At 68.1% G+C, this 20,594-nt stretch carries 20 protein-coding genes; 19 read left to right on the top strand and 1 reads right to left on the bottom strand.

Annotated features, from left to right (window positions below; translation table 11 throughout):
* Positions 1-73: 73 nt before the first annotated feature.
* From Cte04_RS17020 to Cte04_RS16930, 19 genes are all read left to right on the top strand, one after another.
* Positions 74-1,750: a long-chain-fatty-acid--CoA ligase gene (locus Cte04_RS17020; protein ID WP_066480962.1), complete on the top strand. Its 1,677-nt coding sequence runs from the start codon at positions 74-76 to the stop codon at positions 1,748-1,750.
* Positions 1,751-2,055: 305 nt separating this feature from the next.
* A complete protein-coding gene (locus Cte04_RS17015) occupies positions 2,056-2,586 on the top strand; it encodes a cupin domain-containing protein (protein WP_066480961.1) in 531 nt (176 codons plus the stop codon).
* A gap of 8 nt (positions 2,587-2,594) precedes the next feature.
* Positions 2,595-3,476 carry an alpha/beta fold hydrolase gene (locus Cte04_RS17010; protein WP_066480959.1) on the top strand — a complete coding sequence of 294 codons (882 nt, stop codon included), beginning with the start codon at positions 2,595-2,597 and terminating at the stop codon, positions 3,474-3,476.
* A gap of 2 nt (positions 3,477-3,478) precedes the next feature.
* Positions 3,479-4,285 carry an IclR family transcriptional regulator gene (locus Cte04_RS17005; RefSeq protein WP_066480956.1) on the top strand — a complete coding sequence of 269 codons (807 nt, stop codon included), beginning with the start codon at positions 3,479-3,481 and terminating at the stop codon, positions 4,283-4,285.
* A 45-nt stretch (positions 4,286-4,330) separates the two neighbouring features.
* The gene (locus tag Cte04_RS17000) at positions 4,331-5,131 is read left to right on the top strand and encodes an aspartate dehydrogenase (protein ID WP_066480954.1); all 801 of its coding nucleotides are present in this window, start codon (positions 4,331-4,333) and stop codon (positions 5,129-5,131) included.
* Between the two features lie 217 nt (positions 5,132-5,348).
* Positions 5,349-6,347 carry a Bug family tripartite tricarboxylate transporter substrate binding protein gene (locus tag Cte04_RS16995; RefSeq protein WP_066480952.1) on the top strand — a complete coding sequence of 333 codons (999 nt, stop codon included), beginning with the start codon at positions 5,349-5,351 and terminating at the stop codon, positions 6,345-6,347.
* A gap of 100 nt (positions 6,348-6,447) precedes the next feature.
* Positions 6,448-7,185, top strand: coding sequence for a 5'-methylthioadenosine/adenosylhomocysteine nucleosidase (locus tag Cte04_RS16990; RefSeq protein WP_066480950.1), 738 nt, complete (start codon positions 6,448-6,450; stop codon positions 7,183-7,185).
* A 335-nt stretch (positions 7,186-7,520) separates the two neighbouring features.
* The gene (locus tag Cte04_RS16985) at positions 7,521-8,291 is read left to right on the top strand and encodes an SDR family oxidoreductase (protein WP_066481037.1); all 771 of its coding nucleotides are present in this window, start codon (positions 7,521-7,523) and stop codon (positions 8,289-8,291) included.
* Between the two features lie 13 nt (positions 8,292-8,304).
* The gene (locus tag Cte04_RS16980) at positions 8,305-9,162 is read left to right on the top strand and encodes an IclR family transcriptional regulator (protein WP_066480948.1); all 858 of its coding nucleotides are present in this window, start codon (positions 8,305-8,307) and stop codon (positions 9,160-9,162) included.
* The gene (locus tag Cte04_RS16975) at positions 9,155-9,955 is read left to right on the top strand and encodes an SDR family oxidoreductase (RefSeq protein ID WP_066480946.1); all 801 of its coding nucleotides are present in this window, start codon (positions 9,155-9,157) and stop codon (positions 9,953-9,955) included. Before Cte04_RS16980 ends, Cte04_RS16975 begins: the two co-directional genes overlap by 8 nt.
* Complete coding sequence (locus tag Cte04_RS16970) at positions 9,948-11,642, top strand: thiamine pyrophosphate-binding protein (protein ID WP_066480944.1); 1,695 nt, start codon at positions 9,948-9,950, stop codon at positions 11,640-11,642. The genes Cte04_RS16975 and Cte04_RS16970 overlap by 8 nt, the downstream gene beginning before the upstream one ends.
* A gap of 11 nt (positions 11,643-11,653) precedes the next feature.
* Positions 11,654-13,129 carry an aldehyde dehydrogenase gene (locus Cte04_RS16965; RefSeq protein WP_066480937.1) on the top strand — a complete coding sequence of 492 codons (1,476 nt, stop codon included), beginning with the start codon at positions 11,654-11,656 and terminating at the stop codon, positions 13,127-13,129.
* 9 nt (positions 13,130-13,138) lie between these two features.
* Entirely contained in the window at positions 13,139-14,113 is a 975-nt protein-coding gene (locus Cte04_RS16960) for a VOC family protein (RefSeq protein ID WP_066480935.1), read from the top strand.
* 63 nt (positions 14,114-14,176) lie between these two features.
* Positions 14,177-15,154: a Bug family tripartite tricarboxylate transporter substrate binding protein gene (locus Cte04_RS16955; RefSeq protein WP_066480930.1), complete on the top strand. Its 978-nt coding sequence runs from the start codon at positions 14,177-14,179 to the stop codon at positions 15,152-15,154.
* Between the two features lie 159 nt (positions 15,155-15,313).
* Positions 15,314-15,535, top strand: coding sequence for a recombinase-like helix-turn-helix domain-containing protein (locus tag Cte04_RS16950; protein WP_066480929.1), 222 nt, complete (start codon positions 15,314-15,316; stop codon positions 15,533-15,535).
* A gap of 26 nt (positions 15,536-15,561) precedes the next feature.
* A complete protein-coding gene (locus Cte04_RS16945) occupies positions 15,562-16,587 on the top strand; it encodes a Rieske 2Fe-2S domain-containing protein (RefSeq protein ID WP_066480927.1) in 1,026 nt (341 codons plus the stop codon).
* Entirely contained in the window at positions 16,584-17,543 is a 960-nt protein-coding gene (locus Cte04_RS16940) for a PDR/VanB family oxidoreductase (protein WP_066480925.1), read from the top strand. The genes Cte04_RS16945 and Cte04_RS16940 overlap by 4 nt, the downstream gene beginning before the upstream one ends.
* 34 nt (positions 17,544-17,577) lie before the next feature.
* A complete protein-coding gene (locus Cte04_RS16935) occupies positions 17,578-18,633 on the top strand; it encodes a porin (RefSeq protein WP_066480923.1) in 1,056 nt (351 codons plus the stop codon).
* 150 nt (positions 18,634-18,783) lie between these two features.
* Entirely contained in the window at positions 18,784-20,052 is a 1,269-nt protein-coding gene (locus tag Cte04_RS16930) for an MFS transporter (RefSeq protein WP_066480921.1), read from the top strand.
* 134 nt (positions 20,053-20,186) lie between these two features.
* Here Cte04_RS16930 and Cte04_RS16925 read toward each other — a convergent pair whose 3' ends face one another.
* Entirely contained in the window at positions 20,187-20,537 is a 351-nt protein-coding gene (locus Cte04_RS16925) for a serine/threonine protein kinase (RefSeq protein ID WP_066481036.1), read from the bottom strand.
* Positions 20,538-20,594 lie beyond the last annotated feature (57 nt).

The raw sequence follows: 20,594 nt of genomic DNA, 5'->3' as shown, positions 1-20,594 counted from the left end.
AGTACAGTATCGAACGACCGTGCTTTTTATGACAATGCGCGGATTGAGCGATTCGCAACCGGAGACAAGCAGCATGAGTGACCGTCCATGGCTGGGCGCATATCCGGCAGGAGTGCCTGCCGACATCGATCCGTCGCAATACCCTTCGCTGGTGGCCTTGATGCAGGAGGCCTTCGACAGGTACGCCGATCGCGTGGCCTATTCCTTCATGGGCAAGGAGCTGACCTATGGCCAGGTCGACCGCCAGAGCCGCGCGTTTGCCGCCTATCTGCAGGGCCTGGGCCTGGTGCGCGGCGACCGCGTGGCGCTGATGATGCCCAACGTGCCCCAGTACCCCGTGGCCGTGGCCGCCGTGCTGCGCGCGGGTTTCGTGGTGGTCAACGTCAACCCGCTGTACACGGCGCGCGAGCTGGAGCACCAGCTCAAGGATTCGGGCGCCAAGGCCATCGTCATCATCGAGAACTTCGCCAGGACGCTGCAGGACGGCATGCAGGGCAGCGCCATCGAGCACATCGTGCTGTGCGCCATGGGCGACGAGCTGGGCCTGCTCAAGGGCGCGCTTGTCAATTACGTGGTGCGCTCGGTCAAGAAGCTGGTGCCGCCCTTCGAGCTGCCCGGAGCCGTGCGCTTCAACCGCGCGCTGGCCAGGGGGCGCGGCGCGCCCTTCACCGCGCCGGCCATCCATCCCGACGACATGGCGCTGCTGCAGTACACGGGCGGCACCACGGGCGTGAGCAAGGGTGCCGTGCTGCTGCACCGCAACATCATTGCCAACGTGCTGCAGGCCGAGGCCTGGAACGAGCCCGTGATGAAACAGGTGCCGGCCGGCGAGCAGCCCACCAGCATCTGCGCGCTGCCGCTCTATCACATCTTCGCCTTCACGGTGAACATGATGCTGTCCATGCGCACGGGCGGCAAAAGCGTGCTCATCCCCAATCCGCGCGATCTCAAGGCCACGCTCAAGGAACTGTCCAGGCACCGCTTCCACAGCTTCCCGGCCGTGAACACGCTGTTCAACGGCCTGGCCAACCATCCCGACTTCAACACCGTCGACTGGTCCCATCTCAAGGTCTCGGTGGGTGGCGGCATGGCCGTGCAGAGCGCCGTGGCCCAGCTGTGGCTGCAAAAGACCGGCTGCCCCATCTGCGAAGGCTACGGCCTGTCGGAAACCAGCCCCACGGTCAGCTGCAATCCGGTGACCTCCAAGGAGTTCTCGGGCACCATCGGCGTGCCCCTGCCCAGCACCTACATCAAGCTGGTGGACGAGGCCGGCAACGACATGACCCGCCCGGGCCTGACCGGCGAGATCGCCGTCAAGGGCCCCCAGGTCATGGCCGGCTACTGGCAGCGGCCCGACGAGACGGACAAGGTCTTCACCGAGGACGGCTACATGCGCACCGGCGACATCGGCACGGTGGACGAGCGCGGCTATTTCAAGATCGTGGACCGCAAGAAGGACATGGTCATCGTCAGCGGCTTCAACGTCTATCCCAACGAAGTGGAGGACGTGGTCTCCAACTGCCCCGGCGTGCTCGAATGCGCGGTGGTGGGCGTGCCCGACGAGAAGTCGGGCGAGGCCATCAAGCTGGTCATCGTCAGAAAGGACCCGTCGCTGACCGAGCAGGCCGTGCGCGACTACTGCGCGGCCAACCTCACGGGCTACAAGCGCCCGCGCATCATCGTGTTCCGCGACGAACTGCCCAAGACCCCCGTGGGCAAGATCCTGCGGCGGGAGCTGCGCGATGCGTGACTGATTTCATCTTGTCTTCCAAGGCAATTCACAGGGTGCGTCAAGCACCCTTTTTTTATGGCCGGGCCATCCGGGAAAGGCATTTCCGGCGGCGCCGGCCCGGGCGGGCGCCGCCGCCTAAGAGAAAGAAGCTGGAGGCCTGTTTTCGCCCGCGCTCCCTCTCGGCCCTGCATATAAGTGACATCCCGTACTTGTGGATGCAGCGGGAGTCTTTCTATAATTGTTTCACCAACTGAACTGTGTTTTATTGGTAAAACAAAAGCCGGAAGGCTTTTGCCATGTGTCAGCGGTTACAGGAGAGACAAATGACAGACTCCACACAGAACACCCCCCGCAGCTGGGACCGCCCCGAGGGCGCCAGCTTTGAAGACTGGATGAACACGCGCATCGCGCGCTTTTCCACGCGCAAGTACGACTTCGACGCGCTGAAGTTCCAGGCCGACTACGACCCCAAGTACCGCCGCGGCCAGATGCGCTACATCGGCACGGGCGGCACGGGCGTGGCATCCGACAGCAACACCATTCCCTCGGAGCACTTCACGTTCTCCACCATGGTGATCCCTGCCGGCCATGAAGGCCCGTCGCACCTGCACGTGGACGTGGAAGAAGTGTTCTTCATCATGCGCGGCAAGATCAAGCTGGTGCTGGAGAAGGACGGCGAGCGTTTCGAGACCATCCTGACCGACCGCGACGTGGTTTCCGTGCCCCCGGGCGTGTACCGCGAAGAAATCAACATCGGCGACGAGGACGCGCTGATGTGCGTGATGCTGGGCTCCAAGAAGCCCGTCACCCCGACCTATCCGCCCGAGCACCCGCTGGCCAAGATCAAGCGCTGAGCCCGGCCATGACGCAGGACACGCTGTCCCTCAAGGTGCAGCAGCTGCAAGCCGGCTTTCCCGAGCGTCTGGTGCAGTTGCCGGACGGCTCCGAGGTCGCCTGGCGCGAGGCCGGCAATGTGGCCGGAGATGCTGCGGCCGGGTTTGCGGTCGTGCTGCTGCACGGCATCAGCTCGGGCGCGGCCTCGTGGCTGGACGTGGCGCTGCCGCTGGGTAGCCAGGCGCGCGTGCTGGCCTGGGATGCGCCGGGCTACGGCGCCTCCACGCCGCTGGCGCCGCCGGCACCCACCGACGCCGACTATGCCGGGGCACTGGCCCGGTCGCTGGACGTCCTGGGCGTGCGCCGCTGCGTGCTGGTCGGCCACTCGCTGGGAGCGCTGATGGCAGCCCGGCTGGCCTGCACGGCCGAGCCCGGCCTCATCGAGCAGCTGGTGCTGATCAGCCCGGCCGGCGGCTACGGCGCGCCGGCCAAGGCCGAGCAGCGGGCCAAGGTGCGCCAGGGCCGGCTGGCGTCGCTGGCCGAGAAGGGCGTCGCCGGACTGGCCGCCGTGATCGACCAGCGGCTGGTCTCGGACCAGGCGACCGAGGCGGTGCGCGAATGGGTGCGCTGGAACACGGCCCGCATGCATGCGGGCGGCTATGCGCAGGCGGTGGAACTGCTGTGCGGCAGCGACCTGGGGCAGGCGGCCGGCAAGCTGTCCATGCCGGTCCAGGTCTGGGTCGGCGAGCATGACGTGGTCACGCCCCCGGCTGCCTGCAAGGCCTGGGCCGAGCTGCTGGGCGCGCACTACGGTACGCTAGCGGCCGCCGGCCATGCTTCACCCGTGGAACAGCCTGGGGTGATCGCGCAAAAGCTGGCATCTTTGCTGAACCAGAGCACCAGCCCATAGCCATGAACGAAACCCTCGAGACTTCGACCAACGACAACGACCGCTACACCGTGCCCGCGCTGGAGCGCGGCCTGCGCCTGCTGGCCTGCTTCAGCCCGGCGCAGCCCGTATGGAGTGCGCCCGAGCTGGCCCGCTGCCTGCAGCTGCCGCGCTCCACGGTGTTCCGCATGTTGACCACGCTCGAAAACTCGGGGTATCTGCAGCGCAGCGGCACCGAGTACCGCCTCGGTCTGGCCGTGCTGCGCCTGGGCTATGACTATCTGTCGACCCAGCCGCTGGCGCAGCTGGCCGAGCCGGTGCTGCAGGGCCTGTGCGATGCGCTGGGCATGACCAGCAATCTGGCGCTGCGCGACGGCACCTCGGTGGTCTATGTGGCGCGCATCACGCCCCCCGGCGCCTTCCAGGGCGCGGTGCGCGTGGGCTCGCGCCTGCCGGCCCACGCCACGGTGCTCGGGCGCGCCCTGCTGCATGACATGGATGCCGCGCAGCTGCGCGAAATCTTCGGCGGCGAGGAGCTGCCCCAGTTTTCCGAAAGCACGCCGCACAACGTCGAGGAACTGATGCGCCTGCTGGTGCAGGACCGCGAGCGCGGCTACGCGATGGGCGAGGGCTTCTACGAGCCCGGCATCTCCAGCATCGCCGCACCGGTGCGCAGCGCCGACGGCCGGGTGGTGGCGGGGTTGGCCATGGCCATTCCGTTCACCGAACTGGTGCCCGAAAAGACCCAGCGCTGGGCGCAGCAGGTGCGCGAGGCGGCCGAGACCCTGTCCGGCCACCTGTGCCAGCAGCACCCGGACTTCCTGCGCTGACAGCCTGGAGCAACGCCGGGCCAGCGCATTTTTCAGGAAATTGAAATGAAGAACATTGCATTGATTGGCTGCGGCGCGATTGGCTCCAGCGTTCTGGAGCTGCTGAGCGGCGACGCCCGGCTGCAGGTGCGCTGGGTGCTGGTGCCCGAGGCCGGCGCTGCGATCCAGGAAACCGTGGGCCGCCTGGCCCCGCAGGCGCAGATCCTGCCCGCCCTGCCCGCCGACGCGCGCCCCGACCTGATGGTGGAGTGCGCGGGCCATGGCGCCATCGAGGAGCATGTGCTGCCCGCGCTGGCGCGCGGCATTCCGGCCGTGGTCGCGTCCATCGGCGCGCTGAGCGCACCCGGCATGGCCGAGCGCGTGCAGGCGGCGGCCGAGGCCGGCCAGACCCAGGTGCAGCTGCTGTCCGGCGCCATCGGCGGCATCGATGCGCTGGCCGCGGCCCGCGTGGGCGGGCTGGATTCGGTGGTCTACACGGGCCGCAAGCCGCCCAAGGCCTGGAGCGGCACGCCGGCCGAGCAGGCCTGCGACCTGGCCGCATTGACCGAGGCCTTCTGCATCTTCGAAGGCACGGCCCGCGAGGCGGCCCAGCTCTACCCCAAGAACGCCAATGTGGCGGCCACGCTGTCGCTGGCCGGCCTGGGCCTGGACAAGACCATGGTGCGCCTGTTCGCGGACCCGGCCGTGTCCGAGAACGTGCACCACGTCGAGGCGCGCGGCGCCTTCGGCGCCATGGAGCTGACCATGCGCGGCAAGCCGCTGGCGGCCAATCCCAAGACCTCGGCGCTGACCGTGTACAGCGTGGTGCGCGCCGTGCTCAACAACGTGGCCTCGCTGGCCATCTGATCCGACCCCCGACCCGCCCCGCAGGGTTTCACCATGCGCCGTGCCCCTGGCATCCGCCTTGCCCGCGCCCTCGCGGAAATGCGCGCAGACGCATGCCCATTTGAGCATGGCGCCCATGGTGGCATGCCGCAGCCTGGCGGCCTTTGCGCTGCATCAAGCCCGATGCGCAGGGACCCGGGGCCTTTCTGAAATTTCCGTTCTCCGAGGAGACCACACCATGCAACGTTCCGCATTCCTCAAATCCTGCCTGGCGCTGGCCTGCGCCGCCGCGCTGCCCGCGGCCATGTCGCCCGCGTGGGCCGCAGGCGCCACCGAGCAGCTGTCCAGCGGACAGTTCACCATCATTGCGCCGTTTCCCGCCGGCGGCGCGGTGGACATCCTCTCGCGCATCCTGGCCACGGGCCTGACCGAGGAGTACAAGCAGGCCGCCATCGTGGACAACCGCCCCGGCGCCAACGGCAACATCGGCATCGACATGGTCAAGCGCGCCAAGCCCGACGGCCACACGCTGCTGGTCGTGCCCCAGGGCAACCTGACCATCAACCCCACGCTGATGCCCAAGCTGCCCTACAGCGTGTTCGGCGACTTCGTGCCCGTGGCCTCCATGGGCCGCGCCGCCAACGTGATCGCCGTCAATCCCCAGGTGCCGGCCAAGACCATCCAGGAACTGGTGGCGCTGTCCAAGGCCAAGCCCGATTCGATCAGCTATGCCTCGCCCGGCGTGGGCTCCAGCCTGCACCTGGCCGGCGAGCTGTTCAAGGACAAGTCGGGCGCCGACATCATGCACGTGGCCTACAAGGGCTCGGGCCAGGGCCTGAACGACGCGCTGGGCGGCACCATCCCCATGCTGATCGCCAACATGCCCACCGTGCTGCCCCATGTGCAGTCGGGCAAGCTGCGCGCGCTGGCCGTGACCGATGCCACGCGCTCGAACTTCCTGCCCAATGTGCCCACGCTGGCCGAGGCCGGCATCCCGGGCATTGCGGTGTCGTCCTGGTACGGCGTGCTGGCGCCCAGGAACACGCCGCCCGAAGTGGTCAGGCAGCTGGCCGAGGACATCGACAGGATCATGAAGACCCAGGCGGCGCAGAGCCAGCTCAAGGCGCAGGGCATGACGCCCTGGGTGGTCAAGGGCGAGGCCTTCGGCGAGCTGATCCGCAAGGAGACCGCGCTGTGGGCGCCCGTGGTCAAGAGCCACCACATCGTGGCGCAATGAGAGCCGTTCTGGTGCTCTAATCGCGTTCTTGCGCCCCGACAAAAAGCGGCCCCGTGCCGCTTTTTGTCTTTTCCCTCCTTGTTCCGGAATCACCACGCCCATGACCATCGCCATCCTCAGTGCTCTTGCCGAAGAACAACACGGACTGGTGGATGCCATGGGCGGGATGCAGAGCCTTCGCCATGCGGGGCGCGAATTCTGGCGGGGCCGGCTGCACGGGCACGAGGTGGTGTGCGCGCTGTCGGGCATAGGCAAGGTGGCCGCAGCCACCACCACGGCGGCGCTGATCGAGCGCTTCGGCGTGCGCGCCATCGTGTTCACCGGCGTGGCCGGCGGCATGGGGCAGGGCGTGAACGTGGGCGACGTGGTGATCGCGCGCCAGTTCCTGCAGCACGACATGGATGCCTCGCCGATCTTTCCGCGCTGGGAAATGCCGGGCTACGGCCGCAGCACGCTGGCCAGCGACGGCGCGATGACGGACGCCCTGGCGCGGGCGGCGGCCGGCGCGGTCCAGGCCGGCATCGTCGCTTCCCATGCCTCGGCCCGTGTGCACCAGGGGCTGATCGCCAGCGGCGACCGGTTCGTGGGCTCGCGCCAGGCCAGCGACCGCCTGCGCAGCGAGCTGCAGGCCGCAGGCCACGATGTGCTGGCCGTGGAGATGGAAGGCGCGGCCGTGGCCCAGGCCTGCTTCGACTACGGCGTGCCGTTCGCGGCCATGCGCACCATCTCGGACCGCGCCGACGACAGCGCTCATGTGGACTTCTCCACGTTCGTGCGCACCGTGGCCAGCCGCTACGCCCAGCAGGTGGTGTCGGACTTTCTGCGCCAGCTGGCATAGCGTCCTGCGCTTGCCTCAGCTTTTTGATAGCGGCTGGCGCCTGTCCCGGCTGAATCCTGGTTGGTTTCCTGCATGAAGCCAGGAGCTGGTGCGCGCCATCCGCTATCAAACCAGGACTCCGCCATGCCCTGCCGGGGCTGCCGCCGGTTCCTTGGGCGAACCCTGTTTTCCCCACCGCGCTTGCCGCGGTTTTTTTGCGCCTGCGGGGCGCGTTATTTTTTGTATCTCTTACGGGTTTTCCCGTGGTGTTGCCCGATTTGATCGTCACTAAACTGCCATCTGTTTCAAGAAAAAAGTGTCATTTCATATTTGAAACAAAACAGGGCAGAATGAGCATGAACACCACGCAACCCACCGGATCGCTCGCAGGGCGCCGGATTCTCGTCACCGGCGCCGCGCGCGGCCTGGGTTTTGCCTTTGCGCAGACGCTGTGCACGCAGGGAGCGCAGGTCGTGCTGGCCGATCTGCGCGAGGAGCTGCTGGCCCGGTCCGTGGAGCAGCTGCGCAGCCAGGGCCTGCAGGCCCATGGCGTGGCCTTCGACGCCAGCAACCCCGCTTCCATCGACCAGTGCGCGCAGCAGGCCGTCAAGCTGCTGGGCGGCCTGGACGGCCTGGTCAACAACGCCGCCGTCACCGACTCGGGCGGCAAGGGCATGGACGACATCGCCCTCGAGAAGTGGGACCAGGTGATGAACGTCAACGTGCGCGGCGTCTGGCTGATGACGCGCGCCTGCCGCGCCGCGCTGCGTGACAGCGGCCGCGGCGCCGTCGTCAACCTGGCTTCCGACACCGCGCTGTGGGGCGCGCCCAACCTCATGGCCTACGTGGCCAGCAAGGGCGCCGTCATGGCCATGACCCATGCCATGGCCCGCGAAATGGGTGGCGACAACGTCACCGTCAATGCCGTGGCGCCCGGCCTGGTGCTGGTCGAGGCCACCGAGTACGTGCCCGAGCACCGCCACCGCCTCTACATCGACCAGCGCGCGCTGCAGCGCGAGCAGCGCCCCGAGGATGTCTCGGGCGCCGTGGCCTATCTGCTGTCGGACGGTGCCCGCTTCGTGACGGGCCAGGTACTGCCCGTCAACGGCGGCTTCGTCATGAACTGAGCGCAGGCCCGCCATGAGCGACAACGACAACGCGACCGCCGACGGCGGCTCCGACAAGTACATGGTGCCCGCGCTGGAGCGCGGCCTGCGCCTGCTGCAGGAGTTCGGCCGCGACAACGCCACGCTGGGCGCGCCCGAGCTGGCGCGCCGCCTGCAGCTGCCGCGCGCCACGGTGTTCCGCATGCTCAACACGCTGGAAGCCATGGGCTTTCTGCAGCGCGCCGAAGGCGGCAACGACTACCGGCTGGGCCTGTCCGTGCTGCGCCTGGGCTTCGAGTTCCTGTCCTCCATGGACCTGACCGAGCTGGGCCAGCCCGTGATCGCGCGGCTGTGCGACGAGATCCGCGTCCCCTGCAACATCGTGGTGCGCGACGGCCGCTCCATCGTCTACGTGGCCAAGGTCACCCCACCGACGCCGCTGACCAGCTCGGTGCGCGTGGGCACGCGGTTGCCCGCCCATGCCACGCTGCTGGGCCGCATTCTGCTGGCCGACCTGTCGCTGCCCGAGCTGCGCGCGCTCTATCCGGAGGAGCACCTGGAAGGCCATTCGCCCAAGACGCCCAGGACGGTGCTGGAGCTGTTCGACCTGGTCCAGGCCGACCGCGAGCGCGGCCATGTCGCGGGCGCGGGCTTCTACGAAAGCTCGATCTCCACCATCGCGGCGCCCGTGCGCGACCACAGCGGCCGCGTCGTCGCGGCCCTGGGCGTGACCCTGGCCTCGGCCCAGATCGATCCCGAGCGCCAGGCGCAGCTGGTGCCGCGCGTATGCGCCGCGGCCGACGAGCTGTCGGAGCTGCTCAACTACCGGCCGCAGACCAGCGCGCAGATTCTGTCCATCACTTCACGGCGCGCAGGAGGCGGCCATGCATGATTACCAACTCGACGCCACGGCCGTCGTCACCGGCGGCTCCTCGGGCATAGGCCTGGCCACAGTGGAACTGCTGCTGGCCCGGGGCGCCCGCGTGGCCCTGTGCGGCCGCAACCCCGAGCGCCTGGAGCAGGCCGTGCAGCATCTGCTGCACATCCATCCCACGGCGCGCGAGCGGCTGTTCGCCAAGGCCTGCGACGTGCTCGACGCTGCCCAGGTACGGCAATTCGCCCAGGACTGCGAGGCGGCCCTGGGCCCGGCCTCCATCCTCGTCAACAACGCAGGCCAGGGCCGTGTCTCGACCTTCGAGAGTACCACCGACGAAGCCTGGACCGAGGAGCTGCACCTGAAGTTCTTCTCGGTGCTGCATCCCACGCGTGCCTTTCTGCCGCAGCTCGAGCGCGGCGAGGGCTCGGCCATCGTCTGCGTGAATTCGCTGCTGGCCTCCCAGCCCGAGCCGCACATGGTCGCCACCTCGGCCGCGCGCGCCGGCCTCAAGAACCTGGTGCGCTCCATGGCCACCGAATTCGCGCCCAGGGGCATACGTGTCAACGGCATCCTGGTCGGCCTCATCGAGTCCGGCCAGTGGCGCCGCCGCTTCGAGGCCCGCGAGGACCGGAGCCAGACCTGGGAGCAGTGGAGCGCCGACCTCGCCCGCAAGAAATCCATTCCGCTGGGCCGCCTGGGCTCGCCCGCGGAAGCCGCCCGCGCCATTTTCTATCTCGCCACGCCGCTGTCGTCGTACACGACCGGCAGCCACATCGACGTTTCCGGAGGCCTTTCCCGCCATGCCTAACACCCCCCAAATCACCGTTGGCGCCGTCATCGCCGAATTCCTCGAGCATTGCGGCGTGAAGGCCGCATTCGGCGTGATCTCCATCCACAACATGCCCATCCTCGACGCGCTGCATGCGCGCGGCAAGGTGCGCTTCGTGATGGCGCGCGGAGAAGCCGGCGCCGGCAACATGGCCGATGCCTGCGCCCGCTCCACCTCCAGCCTGGGCGTGTGCATCACCAGCACCGGCCCGGCCGCGGGCAACATCGCCGGCAGCCTGGTGGAAGCCTATACGGCCGGCACGCCGCTGCTGCACATCACGGGCCAGATCGAGACCCAGTACATCGACCAGAAGCTGTCGTACATCCACGAGGCGCCGGACCAGCTGACCATGCTGGGCGCCGTCTCCAAGGCGGCCTTCCGCGTGCGCAGCGCCGAGACCTGCCTGTCCACGCTCAAGGCCGCGGTGCAGGCCGCGATGACCGCGCCCACCGGCCCGGTGAGCGTGGAAATTCCGATCGACATCCAGCAGGCCCTGATCGACATGCCCGCCGACCTGTCGCCCCTGCCCGTGACGGCGGCGGCGCCCAGCCCGGCTGCGCTGGACGCGCTGGCCGACACGCTGGCCAAGGCCAGGCGCCCGCTGCTGTGGCTGGGCGGCGGCGCACGCCATGCGGGCCCCCAGGTGGAGCGCCTCAAGAAGCTGGGCTTCGGCATCGTCACCACCGTGCAGGGCCGCGGCATCGTGCCCGAGGACGATCCGGCCTCGCTGGGCGCCTACAACATCCAGAAGCCCGTCGAGGCCTTCTACCAGCGCTGCGACGCCATGCTGGCCGTGGGCACGCGCCTGCGCAGCAACGAGACGCTGAAGTACGAACTCAAGCTGCCGCGCCCGCTGCTGCGCATCGACGTGGACGCCGCCCAGCAGGGCCGCTGCTACATCGATGACGGCTTTGTCTGCGGCGACTCGGCCCTGGCCCTGGCGGGCCTGGCCGACCGCCTGGAGGCGCGCGGCTACCAGGCCGACCCCGAACTGCTGGCCGACCTGCGCCAGACGCACAAGGAAGTGGTGGCCACGCTGCACGACGGCCTCGGTCCCTACAGCGCCCTGGTGCAGCAGCTGCAGCAGGTGGCGGGCCGCCAGTTCAACTGGGTGCGCGACGTGACCGTTTCCAACAGCACCTGGGGCAATCGCGAGCTGCGTTTCTTCGAGCCCAACGCCGGCGTGCATGCCACGGGCGGCGGCATCGGCATGGGCATGCCCATGGCCATCGGCGCGGCCATCGGCGCGGCCGAGACCGGCTCGGGCCGCAAGACCCTGGGCCTGGCCGGCGACGGCGGCTTCATCCTGAACCTGGGCGAACTCGCCACGCTGGTGCAGGAAAAGTGCAACACCCTGATCGTGCTGATGAACGACCAGCGCTATGGCGTGATCCAGAACATCCAGGACGCCTCCTACGGCGGCCGCCGCTGCTATGTGGAGCTGCATACGCCCGACTATGCGCAGCTGTGCGCCTCGATCCAGCTGCCCCATGCCCGCGTGGGGAACCTGCAGGAGCTGCCCGCCGTGCTGCAGTCTGCCTGGAACCAGGTAGGCCCCTTCCTGCTGGAGATCGACATGCGCGCCATCGGCAGCTTCAAGACCGCGTTCTCGGGCCCGCCGGTGAACAAGCTCGACCAGATCCCGGCCACCACCAAGGCGCAGTGAGGAGTTTCACCATGGCCAACCTTGAACTGCTCCCCATCAACATCGCCGGCGAATGGCGCCTGGGCGGCGGCGACGAGTCCGCCACGCTCTACCCCGCGACCGGCGAAGTCGTGGGCCGCCTGCGCGCCCCCAGCCTGGCCGACGTGGAGGAGGCCATCCAGAAGGCCGACCAGGCCTTCCGCACCAGCGGCTGGGCGCAGAAGAAGCCCCACGAGCGCGCCGCCGTGCTGCACCGCGTGGCCCAGCTGATCCGCGAGCGCGCCGAGCCGCTGGCCCAGCTGCAGCGCCTGGACAACGGCAAGCCCATCAACGAGACGCGCGCCCTGGTGGCCAGCGCCGCAGGCACCTTCCAGTACTTCGCGGCCGCCTGCGAGACCATGGAGGAGACGCTCACGCCGCCCCGCGGCGACTTCATGACCATGAGCGTCTACGAGCCCATGGGCGTGGTCGCGGCCATCACGCCGTGGAACTCGCCCATCGCCAGCGAGGCGCAGAAGCTCGCCCCGGCGCTGGCCGCTGGCAACGCCGTGGTTGTCAAGCCCGCCGAAGCCACGCCGCTGCTGGCGCTGGAGCTGGCGAAGATCTGCGAGGAAGCGGGGGTTCCGAAGGGCACGGTCAGCGTGCTGCCCGGCCGCGGCTCGGTGATCGGCGACGCCATCACCAAGCACCCGCTGGTCAAGCGCGTGTCCTTCACCGGCGGCACCTCCACCGGCAAGCACATCGCCCGCATCGCGGCCGACAAGATGATGCCCGTCTCGCTGGAGCTGGGCGGCAAGTCGGCCACCATGGTGCTGGAGGACGCCGACCTCGACCACGCCGTCAACGGCGTGCTCTACGGCATCTTCAGCTCCTCGGGCGAATCCTGCATCGCCGGCTCGCGCCTGTTCGTGGCCAAGAAGCTCTATGGCGACTTCATGGAGCGCCTGACGGCCAAGGCCGCGCAGCTGCGCGTGGGCGACCCGGCCGACGAGCGCACCCAGATGGGCCCGCTGATCACCGCCAAGCACCGCGAAACCATCGAGAGCTATGTGCAGCTGGGCCTGTCCGAAGGCGGCCGGCTGCGCACCGGCGGCCACCGCCCCGAGGGCGCGCAGTACGAGCGCGGCTACTACTACCGCCCGACCATCCTCGAAGGCGTGACCAACAGCGACCAGATCTGCCAGCAGGAGATCTTCGGCCCCGTGCTCGTGGCCATGCCCTTCGACGACGAGGAATCGCTGCTCGAGCAGGCCAACGACAGCGTCTACGCGCTGGCCGCCGGCATCTGGACGCGCGACTACAAGGCCGCCTGGCGCATCGGCCGCGCGGTGCAGGCCGGCACCGTGTGGATCAACACCTACAAGCAGTTCTCGATCTCCACGCCGTTCGGCGGCTGGCGCGACAGCGGCCTGGGCCGCGAAAAGGGCCGCATGGGCATCCAGCAGTACATGGAGCAGAAGAGCCTGTACTGGGGTCTGAACGCCAATCCCCTGGCCTGGGCAAATTAAGGAATCATCATGAGCGTACTGGGCATTGACGAAATCAGCTACGGCGCCGACGACCTGGCGGCCTGCCGCCGGTTCTTCCTCGACTGGGGCCTGAAACTGGTGGAGGAGCAGGCCGACCGCCTGGTGTTCGAAACCTTGAACGGCTGCCGCGTGATCGTGGCCGCCACCGGCCACCCCGGCCTGCCGCCCGCCATCGAGGCCGGCCCCACGCTGCGCGAAGTGGTCTGGGGGGTGGAGAGCGAAGCCGACCTCGCGCTCTACGAAGGCCGCATTGCACAGCTGCCGGGCTTCGTGAAGCAGGGCGGCCCGAACGGAGGGCGCATCGGCTGCACCGACCCCAACGGCCTGGCCGTGCGCCTGCAGGTCACGCAAAAGCGCGACGTCGAGGTGCCCAGCGCCGAGTACAACACCTGGAGCCGCAAGGGCCGCATCAACCAGGCCAGCCCGGCCTACGAGCGCGCCCAGCCCATCGAGGTCGGCCACGTGGTCTTCTTCGTCAAGGACGTGCAGGCCTGCGAGCGCTTCTATGTGGACAACTTCGGCTTCGCGGCCTCGGACCGCTACCCCGAGCGCGGCGCCTTCCTGCGCACCGCGCCCGATGGCGGCCACCACGACATCTTCCTGCTGCAGCGCCCCGACAAGCATGCCGGCCTGAACCACGTGGCCTTCACCGTGCGCGACATCCACGAGGTCTTCGGCGGCGGCATGCACATCTCGCGCTGCGGCTGGGACACCCAGCTCGGCCCGGGCCGCCACCCCGTGTCGTCGGCCTACTTCTGGTACTTCAAGAACCCGGCCGGCGCGCTGGTCGAGTACTACGCCGACGAGGACCAGCTCACGGCCGACTGGCAGCCCCGCGAGTTCGAGCCCGGCCCGACGGTGTTCGCCGAATGGGCGATCGACGGCGGCCTGGACGGCAACACCCGCCGCCAGAAGGGCGCGGGCGCCGCCGACGGCAAGTTCCTGACCGATAAAAAGCATTAAGAGGCATTGACGGCACCGGCCGGTATCCCACCCTCCACGATTCCACAACCCACGGGCTATTCCATGAAAAACATTCGTCGCCAGGTAGTTATCGCTGCTGCATTGCTGGCTGCAGCCCAGATGTCCGGTTCCGCGCTGGCGCAAGCCTATCCGGCCAAGCCCATCACCCTCGTCGTGGCCTATCCGGCGGGCGGCGATACCGACGCCATGGCGCGCCTGTATGCCGACAAGCTGTCCCAGCGCCTGGGCCAGCCCGTGGTGGTGGACAACCGGCCCGGCGCCAGCGGCACCATCGGCACCGTGCATGTGGCCAAGGCCGCGCCCGATGGCTACACGCTGCTGCTGGCGCCCAACACCTTTGCGATCGCGCAGTTCGTGCTCAAGACCGCCTCGGGCTCGAGCTACGACGTACTCAACGGCTTCACGCCCATCGTGCAGACCAGCGTGCAGCCCATGTTCGTGGCCACCAGCCAGGGCTCGGGCATCAAGGACATCAAGACCCTGGTGAGCCAGGGCAAGAGCGGCAACCTGACCTATGCCAGCCCCGGCAGCGGCTCGCCCATGCACATCCTGGGCGAGATGTTCAACAAGGCCGCCGGCACCAAGCTGGGCCACATCCCCTACAAAGGCGTGGCGCCGGCCGTCAACGACCTGATCGGCGGCCACGTGCCCACGACCTTCATGACCTGGGGTCCCATCGCGCCTTATTCGGGTACCAAGGTCAACGTGCTGGCCGTGGCCGATGCCCAGCGCAGCACGCTGGCGCCCAACGTGCCCACGCTGGGCGAGCTGGGCATCAAGGACGTGGAAGTGTCGGCCTGGCAGGGCCTGTTCGGCCCCAAGGGCATGTCGCCCGAGACCGTCAAGCTGCTGAACACCCACCTCAACGAAATCCTCAAGATGCCGGACGTGGTCTCCAAGATGGCCACCTTCGGCGCCCTGCCTGCGGGCGGCGAGCCGGCGCGCCTGGCCAGGACCAACGCCGCCGATTACAACCGCTTCGGCAAGCTGATCAAGGACCTCGGCATCCAGGCTGATTGATATGACCCCCTGAGTCGCTTCGCGCCTGGGACGACACCTTCGGTGCGGGGCGGCCCTTTCTCGGTGTCCCTGAGCTTGGACTGCGCCAGTTCCATGCGCAGCGCGCCCCGGACAACGAAATCGAACCACGATTCAAGACAGTTTTCGAAGGAGAGAACCATGGCTGTAGATCGATATCTCGAACCCCACCAGGCCCGCCAGCGTCCCGGCACGCTGTTCGAAGACCTGCTGGGCGATGCCATCGAGCGCGCCTTTGGCGAAGGCGTGCAGACGCTGCCCGAGCTGGTGGCCTACATCAACCGCAGCGGCCCCGCCGGCGAGAACGGCGAGGCCTGGACCGAACAGAGCTTCCAGGCGCTGATGGCGCGCCTGGGACAGTGAACCCGCGAGCGAGACAGGAGCGCCCCATGAACGTACAAACCATCACCATCGATCCGGTGGACCGTCTGCTCAACCAGGGCCTGAAGAACCTCTGGTACGCCGTCTGCCCTTCCAGCTTCGTCAAGACCGAACCCATCTCGCTGCGCCGCTTCGGCCGCAAGATCGCGCTGTGGCGCGATGCCGCCGGGCAGGTCCATGCGCTGGAAGACCACTGCCCGCACCGCGGCGCGCCGCTGTCCCAGGGCGTGAACCTGGGCGACCGCCTGGCCTGCCCCTACCACGGCGTGGAAGTGCGCTGCGACGGCACCGTGACCAAGGTGCCCGGCAGCCCCGGCTGCAAGCTCGAGGGCTCGCGCGCCGCGCTGGACTTCCATGTGCGCGAGGCGCATGGCGCCATCTTCCTCTACAACAGCGACAAGCATGTGGACGAGGCGCCCGAGTTCACCCTGCCCGAGGAGCTGACCTCGCCCGCGTACTCGAACTTCCTGTGCTATGCCGAGTGGCGCAGCGACTACCGCTACGCGCTGGACAACGTCATGGACCCCATGCACGGCACCTTCCTGCACAAGCAGTCGCACTCCATGGCCGAGGGCGACAGCAAGGCCACTTTTCAGGTACGTGATACCGAGCACGGCTTTGTGTTCGAGAAGGTCGGCCAGCGTGGCGTGAACTTCGACTGGACCGAATACGGAGAAACCGGCGTGCAGTGGATGCGCCTGGAAATTCCGTACCCCAAGACTGGTGGCCCTGGCGGCAACTTCGCCATCGTCGCCTGCGTCACGCCCATCAGCGCCGAGCTGTGCTCCGTGTTCTTCTGGCGCTGCCGCAAGGTGGACGGCTGGATGCGCGACACCTGGCGCTTCCTGTACCGCAACCGCCTCGAGGCGCGCCACTGGGCCGTGCTGGAGCAGGACCGCATCATGATGGAGCAGATGGAGCACGACGCCAACGAGCGCGAGAACCTCTACCAGCACGATATCGGCCTGGTGCGCCTGCGCCGCCACCTGCGCCGCCTGGCCCAGGAACAGATCGACGAAGGCATCGCATCATGAGCAACACCTTGCAGGCCTTCGTGCACACGCTGCGCTACGAGGCCCAGGACACCATCAGCGTGGAGCTGCGCCCGCTGGACGGCGGCGAGTTCCCTGCCTTCACGGCCGGCTCGCACATTGACTTGCACCTGCCCAACGGGCTGGTGCGCAGCTATTCGCTGTCCAACGACAGCAGCGAGCGCCACCGCTACGTGGTCGGCGTGCTGCGCGACCGCGCCAGCCGCGGCGGCTCGCGCTGCGTGCACGAATCGCTGCGCGTGGGCATGCCCATCACCATCTCCGAGCCGCGCAACCATTTCGCGCTCGACGAGAGCGCCACGCACTCGGTGCTGGTGGCCGGCGGCATCGGCATCACGCCCATGCTGTGCATGGCGCGCCGCCTCAAGGCCCTGGGGCAGTCGTTCGAGATGCTGTACTTTGCGCGCGAACGCAAGAGCGCGGCCTTCCTGGCCGAGCTGCAGGCCCTGGGCATGCCGCTGCATCTGCATTTCGATGCCGAGGCCGGCGGCCCGCCCGATCTGCGCGGCCTGCTGGCCCAGCGTGCGCCCCAGGCCGGCCTGCACCACTACGCCTGCGGCCCCACGCCCATGCTCGACGCCTTCGAGAAGTTCTGTGCCGAGCTGGGCCATGCCAACGCCCACATCGAGCGCTTCACGCCGGTGGAGGTCAAGGCCGCTTCCGACGCGCGCACCAACTACACGGTGGAGCTGAAAAAAAGCGGCCGCTTCATCGAGATCACGCCCGACAAGTCGCTGCTGGACACGCTGCTGGAAGCCGGCATAGCCGTGGACCACAGCTGCTGCGAAGGCGTCTGCGGCTCCTGCGAGACGCGCGTGCTCGAAGGCATACCGGACCACCGCGACTCGGTGCTCAGCCCCAAGGAGAAGGCCAGCAACAAGGTCATGATGGTCTGCGTCTCGGGCTGCAAGAGCGACAAGCTGGTTCTCGACATCTGATTCCACACCAAAACCACACAGAGGAGACATCCCCATGAAATCATTGCTTATACCCGTGCTCGGCGCGGCGGTTGCGGGCCTCGGCGGCACTGCCTTCGCGCAGTCCAAGGTCGAACTGTTCGGCGTCGTCGACGTGGGCGTGGCCCACCTGGGCGGTTCGGGCGCGTCCAAGACCGGCCTGTCCACAGGCGGCGCCAACATCAGCCGCCTGGGCTTTCGCGGCACCGAGGACCTGGGCGGCGGCCTGAAGGCGGGCTTCTGGCTCGAGGCCGGCCTGGACGTGGACAGTGGCAACGGCAAGGCTGCCGGCGGCAGCCTGAGCTTCAACCGCCGCTCCACCGTGAGCCTGATGGACAGCTGGGGCGAGATCCGCCTGGGGCGCGACGACTCGGCCACCTTTCTGAACACGCTGATCTTCGACCCCTTCCTGACCAACGGCGTCGGCGGCACGGGCGCGTTCACCATGCTGGGCGTTCCGGGCGTGCCCTCGACCGGCGGCGCACCCATCCAGATCAGCAATGCGGTGAGCTACTTCCTGCCCCAGAACCTGGGCGGCTTCTACGGCCAGGCGCAGGTGGCATTCGGCGAGCAGTCCAGCAACGCGCCCAACAAGCGCGAGGGCGACTACCGCGGCCTGCGCCTGGGCTACCGCCAGGGCGCGTTCAACGGCGCGCTGGCCACGGGCCGGCTCTATGGCAATACCAGCGACACCAACCTGACCGCGAGCAACCTGGGCCTGTCCTATGACTTCGGCGTGGCCAAGCCCATGCTGCTGTGGGCCACGGAAAAGCGCGGCGGCACCAAGATCACGGCCGTGCAGCTGGGCGTGACCGCGCCCGTGGGCAATGGCGAGGCGCGCGCCTCCTTCGGCCACTACAACACGTCGGGCAGCAATGCCGACTGGAACAAGATCAGCGTGGGCTATGGCTACAACTTCTCCAAGCGCACCCAGGTCTACGGCACCTACGCCTTCCTGAAGAACAAGGGCTCGGCGGCCCGGTCCATCGGCGTGCAGGGGCTGAGCGCTCCGGGCACCACGCCGGGTGGCAACTCCAACGGCCTGGAGTTCGGCATCCGCCACTTCTTCTGATCCTGCCCCATCGGTCCGGCAGCCGCCGGACCGGGGTTTCGGCGGCCCACCGGCCGCCGCACCGCGCGCCCCCCCGGACGTGCGCCCTGGCGGGGCCGGCGGGTGCCGGTCCCGGCTTTTCCCTTTGACAATGCTAGCCGGACCCACATCATGAAAGACTCACGCTCGTTGCGCTGGTGGGGCGTGGTCACGCTGTTCGTGATCGTCGCCATCTCCTACGTGGATCGGATCAACATCTCGGTCCTGATCACCGACCGCGACTTTCTGTCGCACATCGGCCTGACGCCCGACGATCGCACGCGCCAGGGCCTGCTGGCCACGGCCTTCATGGTGGGCTACGGCGTCTCGTCCTTCGTGCTCACGCCATTCTGCGCGGCGCTGTTCGGCGTGCGCCGCAGCCTGTTCGGCGGGCTGCTGCTGTGGGGCGTGGTGACCTTTCTCTCGCCGGCCATGAGCAGCTACGGGTTGCTGCTGGCCTCGCGCATCCTGCTGGGCGTGTCCGAAGGGCCGCTGTTTTCGCTGGCCGGCAGCTACATCAAGGCGCATTTCGAGAGCCGCGAGAACGGCAAGCCCAATTCGCTGGTCAATATGGGCACGGGTCTGGGTCTGGCCGTAGGCTATCCCTTTGTCGGCTATCTGGTCGTGGGCCACAACTGGGATACCTCCTTCCATGTGCTGGGCCTGATCAATGTGCTGCTAGGCCTGCCGCTGGTCTGGGCCTTCATCCGCATGCCCAAGGTGGAGACCGGCATGCCAAAGCCCCGCTCGCTGGGCGAAGCCATGGGCCAGGTCGGCAGGATCGTGCGCGGCGCCATGCACACGCGCTATCTGTGGCTGATCACCATTCTCACGGCGGCCTTTCTGTCCTATCTCTGGGGTAGCAGCAACTGGCTGCCCGCCTACCTCAAGGAGTCGCGCGGCTTCTCGATGCGAGAGATGGGCTGGCTGGCTTCGCTGCCGCAGTACGCGAGCGTGGCGGCGGTGTTCGTGGGCGGCATGATCATCGACCGCATCGCGCGCCGCCAGGTGCCGCTGATCTTCGTCTTCGGCAGCATCGGCGTGGCCGCTGCCGTGTGGCTGGCCATCCACATGGAGGACCGCTATGCCGCGGCCTACTGCCTGATTGCGGCCAACTTCTGCTGGGGCCTGATGAGCCCGGCCATCCCGAGCACCGTGCAGCACTGCGCACGGCCCGAGCACGTGGCCAGCGCCTATGGCGTGGTCAACGGCGCGGGCAGCCTGGTGGCGGGCTTCATGCCGGCCGTCATGGGCGCGGTGATCGGCGCGCTGTCGCGCCATGGGGGCGTGAGCGCGGGCTTTTTCGCCGGCTTCGCGGCGCTGATCGGCACGCAGGTGATCGTGATGCTGTGCGGCATCGTGTTGTGGGTGCGCGAGCGCGGCCAGGCCGCTGCGGCCTGAATCTGCTCCTCAAAAGAGAGCGGGTGGCGCCTTATCTCTGTGCATCTCCTGCATGTTCTGCCATGCACAAGGCATGGGAGAGGCGCGAAAAGCTTCTTTTTTGATAGCAAGCCGCCCGGCCGCGCGAGCCTCCCTCAACGCCGGTTCCTGTGGTCGCTGGGGCCATTGCGGTCGGACAGCACCTCGGTCGGCGGCTTGATCTCGCCGCTGTCGCCGCCTTCGGCCTGCCAGGTGCCCCCGCTGCGCCCGGTATGGCCGCGCGGATGGCCCATATCCGTGCCGTCGTCGAAATCGAGCGGCCCGTCCTGCGGCAGGGCGTCGAAGCGGTGGGCGGTCATGTCCTCGATGGAATCGGACACATCCTCCTCGGCGCTCAAATGCTCGTTGATATCGTCGCCCTCGGGCAGGTCGGCCGTGGGATCATCGCTGCGGTCGATACGCGGCTCCCTGGGATCGGGCTTGGGTGTGCTGTTCGGTATGCGCATGGCGTTCTCCGGTTGCGGCATGGCCCCAGGGCCATGCATTGCATGGCATTAGCCTGA

It is taken from the genome of Comamonas terrae, assembly GCF_001544075.1.
Classification (GTDB): Bacteria; Pseudomonadota; Gammaproteobacteria; order Burkholderiales; family Burkholderiaceae_C; genus Comamonas; species Comamonas terrae.
This window is presented reverse-complemented; position numbering and strand designations above follow the sequence as displayed.